Origin of the sequence: Niastella caeni (assembly GCF_004834005.1) — a bacterium.
GTDB classification, from domain to species: Bacteria; Bacteroidota; Bacteroidia; order Chitinophagales; family Chitinophagaceae; genus Niastella; species Niastella caeni.
In genome coordinates, this window is the sequence record NZ_STFF01000001.1 from 553,230 (window position 1) to 567,413 (window position 14,184).

General features: G+C 42.8%; 12 protein-coding genes. 3 read left to right on the forward strand and 9 right to left on the reverse strand.

Annotated elements, in window-relative coordinates:
- Positions 1 to 26: 26 nt before the first annotated feature.
- Positions 27 to 245 (reverse strand): hypothetical protein, encoded by a 219-nt coding sequence (locus FAM09_RS02185; protein WP_136575438.1) that lies wholly within the window; start codon positions 243 to 245, stop codon positions 27 to 29.
- Between the two features lie 102 nt (positions 246 to 347).
- Entirely contained in the window at positions 348 to 1,511 is a 1,164-nt protein-coding gene (locus FAM09_RS02190; protein ID WP_136575439.1) for a 2-isopropylmalate synthase, read from the reverse strand.
- A gap of 215 nt (positions 1,512 to 1,726) precedes the next feature.
- Between FAM09_RS02190 and FAM09_RS02195 the strand changes: the two genes are divergently transcribed.
- Positions 1,727 to 3,292, forward strand: a complete 1,566-nt coding sequence (locus FAM09_RS02195; protein WP_136575440.1) for a hypothetical protein — start codon at positions 1,727 to 1,729, stop codon at positions 3,290 to 3,292.
- A 72-nt stretch (positions 3,293 to 3,364) separates the two neighbouring features.
- Here the strand turns inward: FAM09_RS02195 and FAM09_RS02200 are convergent, their stop codons facing one another.
- The 5 genes from FAM09_RS02200 to FAM09_RS30600 form a co-directional block, all read right to left on the reverse strand.
- Complete coding sequence (locus FAM09_RS02200) at positions 3,365 to 5,728, reverse strand: TonB-dependent receptor domain-containing protein (protein ID WP_166437001.1); 2,364 nt, start codon at positions 5,726 to 5,728, stop codon at positions 3,365 to 3,367.
- A gap of 146 nt (positions 5,729 to 5,874) precedes the next feature.
- The gene (locus FAM09_RS02205) at positions 5,875 to 7,203 is read right to left on the reverse strand and encodes a hypothetical protein (protein ID WP_136575442.1); all 1,329 of its coding nucleotides are present in this window, start codon (positions 7,201 to 7,203) and stop codon (positions 5,875 to 5,877) included.
- Positions 7,204 to 7,256: 53 nt separating this feature from the next.
- Complete coding sequence (locus tag FAM09_RS02210; RefSeq protein ID WP_136575443.1) at positions 7,257 to 8,564, reverse strand: cupin domain-containing protein; 1,308 nt, start codon at positions 8,562 to 8,564, stop codon at positions 7,257 to 7,259.
- A gap of 21 nt (positions 8,565 to 8,585) precedes the next feature.
- A complete protein-coding gene (locus FAM09_RS02215) occupies positions 8,586 to 8,993 on the reverse strand; it encodes a hypothetical protein (RefSeq protein ID WP_136575444.1) in 408 nt (135 codons plus the stop codon).
- 68 nt (positions 8,994 to 9,061) lie between these two features.
- Positions 9,062 to 9,217 (reverse strand): hypothetical protein, encoded by a 156-nt coding sequence (locus tag FAM09_RS30600; protein ID WP_153825436.1) that lies wholly within the window; start codon positions 9,215 to 9,217, stop codon positions 9,062 to 9,064.
- 120 nt (positions 9,218 to 9,337) lie between these two features.
- Here FAM09_RS30600 and FAM09_RS02220 point away from each other — a divergent pair, with 120 nt between their 5' ends.
- Together FAM09_RS02220 and FAM09_RS02225 are read left to right on the forward strand one after the other, a co-directional pair.
- Entirely contained in the window at positions 9,338 to 11,557 is a 2,220-nt protein-coding gene (locus tag FAM09_RS02220) for a peptidase domain-containing ABC transporter (protein WP_136575445.1), read from the forward strand.
- Between the two features lie 29 nt (positions 11,558 to 11,586).
- The gene (locus FAM09_RS02225) at positions 11,587 to 12,306 is read left to right on the forward strand and encodes a putative HlyD family type I secretion protein (RefSeq protein ID WP_136575446.1); all 720 of its coding nucleotides are present in this window, start codon (positions 11,587 to 11,589) and stop codon (positions 12,304 to 12,306) included.
- Positions 12,307 to 12,309: 3 nt separating this feature from the next.
- Here the strand turns inward: FAM09_RS02225 and moeB are convergent, their stop codons facing one another.
- The gene (moeB, locus tag FAM09_RS02230; protein WP_136575447.1) at positions 12,310 to 13,467 is read right to left on the reverse strand and encodes a molybdopterin-synthase adenylyltransferase MoeB; all 1,158 of its coding nucleotides are present in this window, start codon (positions 13,465 to 13,467) and stop codon (positions 12,310 to 12,312) included.
- A 132-nt stretch (positions 13,468 to 13,599) separates the two neighbouring features.
- The gene (locus tag FAM09_RS02235) at positions 13,600 to 13,875 is read right to left on the reverse strand and encodes a MoaD/ThiS family protein (protein WP_136575448.1); all 276 of its coding nucleotides are present in this window, start codon (positions 13,873 to 13,875) and stop codon (positions 13,600 to 13,602) included.
- Between the last annotated feature and the right edge of the window lie 309 nt (positions 13,876 to 14,184).

Here is a 14,184-nt window from a genome sequence, read left to right on the forward strand (position 1 = left end):
CCAGTCCCCGCTTTTCACTCATACTCTCAATGCCACAACAGTACAGCACTATTGTATTGAAAAGCACGCTCCGTATGGGCGTAATTTCCATTCAATGACTGCACCTGCCGGCGCGTTAACTTTTCTTTTATTGGTAATTGTTGATTTTGTGTGGGAGCATGGCGGGTCGGATGTCCCGAACGGAGACATTCCATTTTATCACAGTTATTTGACCCTTCTTTCATTCTTTCTTTTCTTTTTTTCATTTTTCATCCCTTTAGGAGTGGGATGAGTAGTTTTGAGAAAAAGCGTGGTGCAGACGCACCACGCGTAACAAAAACTACATGATTATGAGAAAATACTGCTCACTAAACTGTGGCGGCCTGGTACTGGTTAGCCAATACCTTCAGATCCTCATCTTCCACTTCTTTCTTTCTATCTGCTACTTTCAGGAACTGCTCGTACAACACGTCAATGTCATTGCGTGTGAACATAAAACCCAGCTTGTGAAAGCGATGGGCCAACGCGCTGCGGCCGCTGCGCGCTGTTAATACAATTTTACTTCCATCAGCCCCAACCTGTTCGGGGTTAATGATCTCGTAGGTTTGTGCATCTTTCAGGAATCCATCCTGGTGAATACCCGATGAATGTGAAAACGCATTGGCGCCTACAATAGCTTTATTTGGTTGAACCGGCATCCGCATAGTATCGGAAACCAGTCTGCTCAATGGGTTCAGTTGTTGTGTTTTGATATCGGTATAAAAACCGAGGGTTTGGTGTTGTTGTATCACCATCACCACTTCTTCCAGCGAGGTGTTACCCGCTCTTTCTCCCAATCCGTTAATCGTACACTCGATCTGGCGGGCACCGTTCATAGCGCCGGCAATAGAGTTGGCGGTAGCCAGGCCCAGGTCGTTATGACAATGGCAGCTAAGCACTGCTTTGTCTACATTCGGTACATTGTTGATCAGGTAAGCGATCTTCTCGCCATATTGATGCGGCAGGCAATAACCTGTCGTATCGGGTATATTTACCGTTGTAGCACCGGCAGCAATCACTGCTTCTACTACTCTGGCCAGATATTCATTATCGGTACGGCCGGCGTCTTCAGCATAAAACTCAACATCATCCGTAAAGTTCCGCGCCCATTTTACACACTGGATAGCCCGTTGTAAAATGTCTTCGCGGGTTGAATTGAACTTTGATTTAATATGGTAATCAGATGTTCCGATACCAGTGTGGATCCGGGGTCTTTTAGCTGTTTTCAGCGCCTCGGCAGCTACCTCAATATCTTTCTGCACCGCCCGGCTTAATCCGCAGATCACAGCATTTTTTATGACTGAACCTATTTCACTCACGCTTTTAAAATCACCGGGTGATGAGATGGGAAAACCAGCTTCAATAATGTCTACACCCAGTTCTTCCAGGGCCAAAGCAATTTCTATCTTCTCCTTAGTATTTAATTTACAGCCTGGCACCTGCTCGCCGTCGCGCAATGTTGTGTCGAAAATATAGACTTTGTTCTTTGGCATAGGTATTCTCTCTATAAAGTAGGATATTATTTAAAAAAGCAGGCTGTTCGATTTTTTGTTGCTTGCTATAAATGAGAAAAACAACCTGCTGCTCCGAAATTATTCCTGTTTATTTAACTGTTAAAACCAAATTTGTACCTAATTTACACTATTTAAATAGTGCCAACCCGGCTAAAACCCTTGTTGGTAAAGGATTTTAACGATTTTTGATTACGATGCCCAACCGTTCTACAGATGCCTTGTTCCAGTTGATCAAATCGCTGGAAAAGTCGGAGAAGCGCAATTTTAAGCTGTATGTTCAACGTAATTCTTCAAGTGAAAACCTGAAGATCGTACAGCTATTTGACGCATTGGACAAGATGGAAACTTACGACGAAAATTTACTACTGAGTAAGTCCAAAGACCTGAAAAAGCAGCAACTTTCGAACATAAAGGCCCATTTATACAAGCAGATCCTCAGCAGTTTGCGGCTCATAAAGAACGAAAACAACATTGATATTCAGCTACATGAGATGATGGACCATGCCCGCATCCTGTACAACAAGGGGCTGTACCTCCAAAGCCTCAAGATGCTCGACCGCATGAAGGAACTGGCCCGGGCCAATAACCAGGTCACCTACTTATTACAGGTACTATTTTTCGAGAAAAAGATTGAGGCTCTGCACATTACGCGCAGTATGACCGACCGCGCCGAACAGCTCACCCTCGATGTGGATGAAACCAACCGCCGCCTGGTGATGGTGAGCAAACTCAGCAATTTATCGTTGTTGCTGTATAGCTGGTACATCAAGAACGGCCATGCCCGCGACGAGAACGATGAAAAGGAGATCCAGCAGTTCTTCGACCAGCATTACCCGCCCGGGGCCGATGAGGCCAAGGGTTTTTACGAACGCCTGTACCGGTACCAGAGCTATTGCTGGTACGCCTTCATTCGCCAGGACTTCCTGCTCTATTACCGCTATACCCAAAAATGGGTAGAACTGTTTGAAAAAGAGCCATTTATGATAGAAGTGGAGACAGCACATTACATTAAGGGCATGCATAACCTCATGGGCGCCCACTTCGACCTGCAGAACTATACCAAGCTGAAAGAGGCCCTGGAAACCTTTGAGGCCTTCTCCCAAAGCGACCTGGTGATCAACAACCACAATAACCGCATTCAAACCTTTGTTTACCTGAACGTAAGCAAGATCAACAAGCACTTTATGGAAGGCACCTTTACAGAAGGGTTGCAACTGGTGCCTTACATTGAAGAAAAGCTTAAGGAATACGAGATCTACCTCGACCGTCACCGCATCCTGGTTTTCTATTATAAAATTGCCTCCCTGTATTTCGGCAGCGGGCATTACGAGCAGGCCATCGATTACCTAAATAAGATCATAAACTGGAAGGTTGACCTGCGAACCGACCTGCAGTGCTACAGCCGCCTGCTGCACCTGATAGCGCATTATGAGCTGGGCAATTTTCAGTTGCTGGAATACCTGTTCAAATCGGTATACCGATTTATGGCGAAGATGGGCAACCTCAGCGTGGTGGAAGAAGAGATCTTCCGGTTCCTGCGCCGTACGTTCCATTTATCACCACGCCAGTTGAAACCCGAATTTGCCAAACTGCTTGAACAATTAAAACAACTACAGGCCAACCGGTTTGAGACCCGCGCTTTTGCCTACCTCGATATTATTAGCTGGCTGGAAAGCAAAATGGATAATATTCCGGCTACGGAAATTGTGATTCGACAGAAATTTTTGAGCAGGATGAAACGGAAAGCGGTAGAAGATTAGTTACCCGTTACCGGTTTCCTGTTACCAGTTACAGGTTTCAGGTTACAGGGCTTCTATTGCCGATTCACGATTCTACTCAAGCCCCTTAATGCGCTTGAGCTCGTCACTGTTTCCCTGGACCGGTTTGCGCGATTTTAATTTTTGGTTGCCGAACTTGTAGGTGAGATCAACGGAAAACACCCTCGTATCGCCCCGGTTAGTGAATTCCACATTTAAATTCTCGATCCGGTTATTTCCGTTCTTTCTGTAAGTATAAAAGACGTCTCGCACTGCCAGTTTTAAAATGAGGTTTTTATTCAACCAGCTCTTTTTATAACCGGCATCCATTCTGTAACGCGCATAATTTCTTTTAATACCGTCAATAGAGGGGGAACGGTATATACCCGTTAGCACAACGGAATTATTATTGGCAAATGAAAAGTCGTTTGTGAGGTTACCGCTTGCATTTATCAGCGCATTTTTAAAATCCCGGGTGCGGTAAAAAGAAGAATACTCTTCGTAAAACACATCCAGGTTACCCGAAACATGCCACCAATCGGTCAATTCTTTGTCAAGTGAAATGCTGGTACCGTAACTGATGTATCGCTTGAAATTGTTGATGGTTTCTTTTGAGATCTTCGTTATATCATCTAAGTAAGTTAAATAAGTAAAATAGTCTTTGGTATTACTATAATTCAATGATACCAGCAGTTCATCATTTAATGAATATCCCACTTCAAAGGTATTGGTAAGCTCAGGCTGTAAAAAAGAATTTCCCTGATAAAAAGAATAGGGCGAATTGTAATAAATAAACGGGTTTAGATCTTCATAGGAAGGCCGGTTAATTCTTTTTCCGTATGAAAAGTTCAGGGTTTCGGATTCATTCAGCTTTTTACTTACAAACAAGGAAGGAAATAACTTCAGGTAATCATTGCTATTGATTATGTTCCCGGTCAATAAATTGCCTTTGTTATGGGTATGCTCGCCGCGTAACCCGATCTGAAGTTCGTAATCTTTTATTTTCCTGGTCACATTCAGGTAAGCAGCTGTAATATATTCATCAAAAATAAAGTGATTGGTTTTACCCGGGTCTTCCTGCCAAACGGCGCCATTCTTTGTATCAAAACGAATATCGCTGTCGGTTCGCACCCAACTGGCTTTAACCCCGGCCCCAATGGTCATATTTCTTTTATTCACGGGATGGGTATAATCCAGCTTAACACTTCCAATTTTTATTAATACCTCACTATTATTTCTGAGCATTTCCAGGTCACGCATCGGCAGGCCGTCCTGATTCAGGTACGTATTATTATACAAGCCGGCGTTATTCCAGGTAAACCGCGAATAATCGAGATTGGTAGAAAGCGTTTTACCCAATGTATCGATCCTGAAGTCGTGGTTCAGGTTCCAACTCATATTGTTATAGTCGGAATTGGTTAAGTTATCTACCAGCAGCGAAGAATCCTTCTTCGCTTTGACAAAATCAGTATTAAAATCTTCTTTAAACCGGCTGTCTGAAATATTGCCGGTCATGGAAAAGCCGATCACATTTCTTTTTCCCGCCTGAAAGTCTATACCCACCAGGTAGTTGTGCGAAGTACTGGTAGTCTTGGATTTTCCCGATTCATCAAAATCAACACTATCAATAATCCGTTTACTGGTATAGCCACTGAATCCTGTACTGCGGTTTATATAGTAATTACCAAAAAGGTTGAACTGGTTCTCCTTGTAATTAAAGCTTCCTCCCCCATTGTATTTCGGGTATACGCCAAATCCCGACGACGCATTAACAGTACCGTTAAACCCTTTCACCCGTATTTTTTTTGTGACGATATTAATGATGCCTGCATTCCCCGCCGCATCATATTTCGATGAAGGATTAGCAATGATCTCAATGCGGGCTACCGAATTGGCAGGCAAGCTTTGCAGGATGTTGGCAATATCAGAGGAGGAAAGCGTACTTGGCCGTCCGTCGATCATAATGGTTACCCCTTTCCTCCCTTTCAGGGAAATAATATTATCATTAACTGTAACACCGGGGGAGGTTTGCAATACATCCATTACTGACCCGCCGGCAGCAACCGCACTGCTTTCTACGTTTAAAACCAATTTATCGATACGCCTTTCAATAAATGGCTTTTTAGATGATACGGTGATTTCTCCAAGCGTAGTTACCTTACTGTTAAGAAAGAGCGTATCAAGGTCAACATCGCCGGCAGTAATTCTTATTGTCTGTTGCAACTCCTTATGCACAATATCAGAGGCTGCCAGCTTGTATGTTCCGGTATCAACCCGGTCAAAAATAAATTTACCGGCAGAATCGGTTATTGCGTTCCGGGGTTTTATAGCCGGTGTTCCCCGGAAAAGGGTAATAGTTACAGATGGAAGCGGTTTTCGCATGGTTCCATCATAAACAACGCCCCGAACCTGGTGTTTCTTCGCCTCTTGCGAAAACACTAAACAGGTTATCGCCAGGCAAGCAATAATTAGTACGATTTTTTTTAATATAACGCCCCGTTTATTCAATCGCCCACAAGAAATTCTTAAAAGCATGTTTTGCCTTTTTATTAAAGAAAAGCAAGGTACAGTTCTTACGGTATTGTTCAATCGATCAGTTCAATACTTCTTTTATTTAACAGCAACGACAGCATATACAAGGCAACTTCTGCGGGCAACTCTTTAAAAACCTGTTCGGTGAGCAACGATACTTTATACGTACTGCCTTCATTCAATTTGTTTACCAGGTCAACGATCTCCTGGTGAAAGTTTAATTCTATTTTCGATCCGCGGGCATAAAGCTGTACTTTCTGAACTTCTGAAATGATCTTATATAAAATTTTAAAAGGATGTACAGCCCTGATCTCTTTATCGGCCAGAAACGCATAATCATTTTCATCAAAGTTATGCTCTTCCGAAAGCGACAACGGCAGCGTACTCCATCCCTGGTTACTGAACAGAGAGAACATATATTCTTCGTACACTACATTCAGGAATTCCGGAAATGTTTTCGTAGAAAGATGTTCATCTATTTTAAGCACAGCATCAATATCGGCATAGCCCTTCAGATCATTAAGCGTCTTTTCAGGAACGGTAACGGTTGTATCTTCCATATCCAGGTATTGAATGCGGAACGACTCCAGCAGGTTATTCAATACATGAGTCCGAACATGGTTATCGAACCACAAGGTTACCCCGATTGAAAACTCATCGGAATGACCGATATGAAACTGGTCCCAGGGCATGAAATAGATATCACCTTTTCCAAACGGGAATTTGTTGGCATGTGGCAATAATTCTTCAACAGGAACGTCTTTTTTATTTCTGCCGGCCAATAGTTCGTTAAACTGTTGCTCTTTCCAGGTGTACATTATTTTGCCACCGGGCCCCACATGAAAATGTATTACATTGGCGCCTCTATGGTCCTGGTGTATTCCGAGCGGAGTAAGTCCATAATTACCTACAAATATGGTTGAATGTAAGCCGTTCAGCGGAATCCCAACTTTCTCCAATAACGGCGCAGCGTATATTGATAATCGCTGAGCCAGTTCATTACAAAACTTTTCGCCCGAATTAATGATCATGCCTATTTTTTTACCGGGAAAAAGGCGTTCCCCCCAGCTCTCCACTTCTTCATTCAACTGCGGCGGTTGCGGGAAGATGGTATTTTCCAGTTCCTCACCACTCACCCGTACGCCGTCAACATATACCCTGAACCCATATTGATCAGTTTTAGCCCGGCAAACTTCCCTGATCACTTTTCCCACCATTTCTTTTATTTCGTTGCACTCAGTGCCAGACATAGCATCTTTAATAACCGTGGTGTTTGTAAAATGATTGGTCTTTTCCAGGAACAGGTCCCACCAGGTATTGTTAATGGTTATTGCGGGTTCGTTTATTTTAGCTGAAACAATTTCAGAACTTGAAGCATTCATGTTAAAAGCATTTGACAATTAAAAATCAGCACCCAACCTGTGGGTGCCTTTCATCAGGCGATTATTTGTATTCCCCGTTTGTTGTACAGGAGGGAGAGAAAATACAGTCCGGCTTCTTCTGGCCATTCTTTGGCCAGCCCGGCAACCAGGTCGTTTGTCACAAAGCTTTCACCTGAATTTAATTGATCAATAATGTTTATCAATTCAGGATGATAGTTTATTTCGATCTTTGAAGCCCGGCAGTATACGAACAGTTTACTATTATCGGTATTGATCTTGTAATGAAATACGAAGGGAGGCACGCGCTGTATTACCGCCCCTTGTAAATGCTCAAATTCATTCTCATTGTAATTTACTTCCTGCTCAAGCGATAATGGCCGGGCACGCCATCCGCCATTGCTGTAAAGGGCGCGCATATACTCATTATAGGTGTGCTTGAAAAACTGTTCAACTGTCAAATTCTGAATATTCTCATCATATTTGATCAGGGCTTCTATTTCCTTAAACCCCTGCAGGCTATTAAGGTCTTTCTCAGGTTTTGTAATTGTTTTATCCTCCTGGTCGATATACTGCAGCTGAATAGAATTAATGAGCTTGTTCATCATTTTCTTCCGCGTTATATTATTAAACCACAACGTAACGCCGATGGAAAGCTCATCTGAATAGCCAATATGGAATTTATTCCAGGGCATATAGAAAATATCACCTTTCTTAAAAGGGAATTCAGTAGCGTGTGGCAACATCTTCTCTACATCCATAAAATTCTGATGCCCGCCCAGCTTTTTGAATTCCTCCACTTCCCAGTTATACATTACTTTACCACCCGGCCCCAGGTGAAAGTGTATCACATTCTCTCCTTTATGGTCCTGGTGAATGCCGAGCGGTGTATACCCGTAATTACCAATAAAAATGGTTATACAGGTACCGTTAACGGGAATGCCTATTTTTTCCAGTAGCGGGCTGGCATACCGTCCAATGGTTTCTGCCATCAATGGCGAAAACTTTTCACCATAGTTCAGGATGATGCCAAATTTCATTTCCGGGAAAACCCGTTCGGCCCAGGTTGTAAGCGTTTCCCCCGGTAAAGGAGGAAACGGGTAGATATTCTTTTTAAGGTATTCTTCATCTGTGTTTTTGGTTCCCAGGTAGAACCTGAAATCGTAGTCGCCGGCTTGCCTGTTACATATTTCTCTTACAGCGTCAAGCGTCATCGTCGTCAAGTCGGCACAATCGTTGTCTGATAATACATCAGGAATAACAATCGTTTCGGTAAAATTTTTACACTTCAGCAGAAACTCGTCCCACCAGGCAGCAGTTATTTTTTGGTCAGCAGATTCGCCAACCTCGTTTTTTGTTAACATAAGAAAAGGTTTATAAAGGCTTCAGGATGCCTGAAGCTGATCATCAATATCTTTAATGAGGTTTTTTAAAAGTTCAACAATGTATCCACTACGTTCCTTGTAGCCCGAGTAATTGATCGTGATGCTGCCATTGGTTACTGTAACACCCAATTCGCCATTGGTTTCAGGTGTATTGTTTATTGCATTCCATTTCTTTTCTACAGCGTCTTCTATATAGGCGGGGCCAAGTCGTTGGGAAGTTAACTGATATATCGTATCGGTAAAGATGGGATCAAATAAGTGTATGTAATGGAGCGTATAAACAGGGTTGCCATTCGAATCCATCATGAGTAAATCGAAAATACGAGTATGCGTTCCGGTACCATTATTATAAACATTACGGTCACTTTCGCGCATAACTTCCCTGGTAGCATGAGTTTTTGGGATCATAGCTAAGGTTTATCGGTTGATGCCAGAAAATAGCAGATTGACCTGAGGCCAATCTGCATAATCACGGTTTAGTTCACTGACTTTTCTTTTTCTTTCTCTTTTTCTTTTTCTTTACCTACAGCAGAAACGCCACCAACTAATTTTTCCTGCTCCAATGGAGAGATTACTTTTGCACCTAAGAATGCTTTGGGGTCAACCTTTTTTACATCTTTCTCTTGATTCATAAAACAAGATTTTGTAGATTAATGAAATTGATTAAATGATAATTAAATTTAGGATATTGCTATTTAATAACTATAACAGATATTCGAATATATTTTATCAACATATCAACCTTTTCCTAAATGCAATTATACCCAAACACCTTTCCCTTCTTCAAGCAGCTAGATGCCAAAGACTGCGGCCCCACCTGCATCAGGATGATCACCAAATTCTATGGAAAGGACTATTCACTATCATACATACGCGAACTTTGCAACATTGGAAAGGAAGGGGTTTCGGTTCTGGGAATCAACAATGCTGCAGAACAACTGGGGTTTAATTCCGTTGCCTTAAAGGCTTCCTTTGCCGTTCTGGAGAAACAAATACAATTGCCGTGCATTGCCCACTGGAAACAAAACCACTTTGTGGTAATATATAAGATCACTAAAAAACATGTTTACATTGCCGATCCCGAACAGGGTAAACAAAAGCTGAGCCGGCAGGAGTTTTTGAACTATTGGGTAAGCGGGAAGGAACATGGTGAAGATTTTGGAGTTCTCATTGTACTGGAACCAACTACGGTTTTTTATGAAAAAGATAATGAAACACTCAAGACCGATCAAACCAAAACCGGCATTCGGTATTTATCAACGCACTTTAAACAACATCGAAAACCGCTCCTGAATCTGGCTGTAGGGCTGCTCGTAAGCACCATATTACAATTAACATTCCCGCTCCTTACACAAAGCATTGTAGATACCGGTATTGGCAACCGGGATATCAGTTTTGTTTACCTGATACTCATTGGACAAATAGCGATCTTCATCGGCGAAACAATTATTTCACTGGTGCAGAGCTGGACTTTATTATATGTAGGCACCCGGGTGAACACATCTATCATATCCGACTTCCTCAAAAAGCTAATGCGTAAACCGCTTCGCTTTTTCGACACCCGCATATCGGGCGACTTACTTCAGCGCATTGACGATCACAAGCGGATAGAAGATTTTCTCACCAATGGAACGTTCAGATTCATTCTATCAATATTTACCTTCCTGGTTTTTACTGCCCTGCTGATCTACTATAGCCTGATGATCTTCGCCGTTTTTGTGGCCGGCGGTATATTATTCCTGGGTTGGATCTCTTATTTCCAGCGAAAAAGAAAACAGCTCGATTATAAGCGATTTGCCGAATTAGCCAGCAACAAATCGAAACTGGTAGAGATCATCAACGGAATGCATGACATTAAATTACAGAATGCCGAACGGCATAAACGATGGGAGTGGCAAGCCATACAGGCCCGGTTGTTCAGGGTGAACGTCAAATACCTTACGCTTGAACAATTTCAGCGGGTGGGCGCCCAGTCTATTAATACCCTTAAAAATATTGCCACAACGTTTATCTGTTCGGGCCTTGTGATTAGTAATAAAATGACGTTGGGCGAAATGCTGGCGGTTCAGTTTATTGTAGGCGAATTAAATGTTCCCTTGTTTAATTTACTGGCATTTTTAAACGCCTACCAGGATGCCCGCATAAGTATAGAACGCATAGGTGAAATCCATTCGGGCGATCCTGAACAAAGCGCAACCGGTAATCATATTTCTGCCGATGAGTATTTCGTCAATGATGCTGTTATTATCAAAAACCTAGGTTTTAAATACGAAGGCACTCACTATTATAACGTACTGAATAATATTTCCATCACCATACCCAAAGGCAAGGTTACGGCAATTGTAGGGTTAAGCGGCAGCGGCAAAACAACTTTACTGAAGCTGCTCCTAAAATTTTATGAACCTTCCAATGGCTCTATATTAATAGGTAGCCTTAACCTGAACACGATCAATGAAGACTTTTGGCGTAGCAAGTGCGGGGTGGTATTACAGGATGGCTATATTTTTACCGATACGATTGCCAAAAATATTACCCTGGGCTTTGATGACATTGATAAAAGAAGATTGCTGCATGCGGTTACGGTAGCGAACATAAAGGAATTTATTGAAACACTGCCCTTACGTTATAATACAAAGATAGGCGCCGATGGAATGGGATTAAGCCAGGGACAAAAGCAACGGATACTTATTGCCAGGGCCGTTTACAAAAACCCTGAATATATTTTTTTCGACGAAGCCACGAATGCGCTCGATGCAAACAATGAACGTACAATTATTGAAAATTTGCAGAACTTTTTCAGGAATAAAACTGTGGTAATAGTTGCTCACCGCCTCAGCACTGTTAAAAATGCCGACCAGATACTGGTCATGGAAGGCGGCAGGATCATCGAAGCAGGTAATCATAATGAACTGATCTCGATAAAAGGGTCCTATTTTAATTTGGTAAAGAACCAGCTTGAGCTTGGCGTATAAATCTTCAGCTATTAAACGCATTCAATACAATGGAAAAAGAAATCGATATAGAAATAAGGGATAATTTCACCAACGATGCGCTAGACAAAACACCCACCTGGTTAATGAAATGGGGAGTAATCGCCATTTCGATTGGAATAACAGCCTTGCTTGGTCTGGCTGCCATCATTCCATATAATCAAACCACCAGCTTTCCCGTAACTGTTGGTAATGACCAGGCAACCTACATTGTTTCAAACGCCAGCGGCCGGGTGTTGGTGAATAATTTAACAGGAGCACAAAAAGTAAATAAAGGGGATACATTATTAGTTATATCAACTCCGGAACAACCGGATACTTATACTATTTCTTCAATTACCGGTTTTCCGGTCTATTCAAACAAGCAGGTATACAATGCCACACAGGTTGAAACCGGTGATACGTTGATGAAAATTATACCCATCATCAACCCGTTGGGTAAGATTATGGCAGCGGGGTATATTAATGAACAACTGCCCCGAAACCTGTTACATTCCGAACAGGTTTCCATCAGATTAGCAGAAGCAACAGGAAATAGGGTTGCTGTAAAAGGCAGGTTACAATATGCCTCGGCAATACCGGAAGCAGGCAAGGGCTATATGGTTATAATTACACCAGACAGCAACAGCCTGAAGGAGTTGGCTAAGCAGGTACCGCTTTACCATGGAATGAAAGCGGAGGCCAGTGTTATCCTGAAACAAAGAAGCATTCTGCAATGGATATTTGATTAACTTTTAATACTTCGTCAACTCCGGCTGCACTTCATCGATATACGCTAAAATGCCACCTTTGAGATTATACAGGTTGGTGAACCCAAATTTATCTTCCAACTCCCGGATGGCTTTGGCGCTTCGGCCGCCCACTTTACAATGCACGATCACGGGTTGGTCTTTATTGATCTTACCGGCCTGTTCGGTAACGGTAGCGAGTGGAATGAGTTCTGCGCCGATGTTTACAATATCGTATTCATATGGTTCGCGTACATCGATGAGTTGGAAGGGTTCGCCTTTTACCTGGAGCTCATACAATGCAGCGGGTGTTATTTCCTTTACCGGTTTTTCTACTGCTTTAACACCGCAGAATTGTTCATAATCGATCAGCTGCGTAATAGTGGGGTTCCTGCCATTCAGCGGATTGTCGTCACGACGGGAGATATTAAATGTACGGCTCTCAAAACCCAGTGCATCAAAAATATAAAAGCGCCCCGCAAGCGGCTCCCCTACCCCGGCGATCACCTTTATAACTTCCAGCGCCTGCAAACTGCCAATGATGCCGGGCAATACGCCTAATACGCCGCCCTCGGCGCAACTGGGCACTAAGCCCGGTGGCGGTGGGGTTGGGTATAGGTCGCGGTAGTTTGGTCCCAGGTCGCCGTTTGCATTGCGATAATTGAAAACCGAGACCTGTCCTTCAAATTGAAAGATGGAAGCGTACACATTGGTTTTACCCAACAATACACAGGCATCGTTCACCAGGTAACGGGTGGGAAAATTATCTGTGCCATCGGCCACCACATCGTAATCTTTAATAATGTTCAATGCATTTTGCGAAGTAAGCTGGGTGTTGTATAGCACAAATTCTATATGCGGATTCAATGCCTGCAAGCGTTGCCTGGCCGCTTCTACTTTGGGTTTGCCAATTTCATTTACACCGAATAATACCTGGCGTTGCAGGTTGCTGTCGTCAACAACGTCAAAGTCCACAATACCAATGGTGCCAATGCCGGCTGCAGCCAGGTACAACAAGACGGGACTTCCTAATCCGCCGGAGCCCACCACCAGCACTTTGGCAGCTTTTAATTTTTGTTGTGCCGCCAATCCAAACTCGGGTATGATGATATGCCGGTTGTATCTGGAAAGTTCCTCCTTTGAGAATGTTACATCAGTGCTCATAATAGAACTTTTAAAAGTATAGGTTAAAGTTTGTGGTTTGTGGTTTGTGGTTCTTTAATACCGGACCTCGCTACTGCACTCTATGCCTTTTTGTCTCGTTGCCTTTTCATTAGCACATTATCACATTGACCATTAGCTTCCGCCTGCTATCGCCGGCACAATACTTATTACCGAACCGGAGGTTACCTCCGTAGCGCCCTGCTGCAGATTGCGAATGTCGTCATTTCCTACAAAGATATTTACAAATGAACGGATCTGCCCTTTATCATCCAGCAGGTGCTTTTTCAGCCCGGGAAAATTAACCGTCAGTTCGTCTACTGTTTTTGCAATGGTATCGGCGTGAATTTCCAGCTTTGCCGTGTTATTGGTGAATTTGCGGAGCGGTGTGGGAATGATAATTATTGCCATATTTAATCCATTTACTAGTGAAAAATTGTGGTTTGTTGTACTTATGCCTTCCATTGAGCAGTTTATGGTTTATGGTTTGTGGTTTGTGGTTTGTGGTTTATGGTTTGTGGTTTGTGGTTTGTGGTTGTTTTTTTCCAGGCTCGCGACCACAACCAGGAATCGATTGCCTTACACTTTTTCATTTTTCATTCTTCATTCCTATTTCTCATTTCCCTGCCTTCATTTCAACATTCAATATTCGACATTCGATATTCAAAATGGGATTTCGTGGTTGATCCTTGAAATTTGATCGTTTCTATTCTTTTGCCT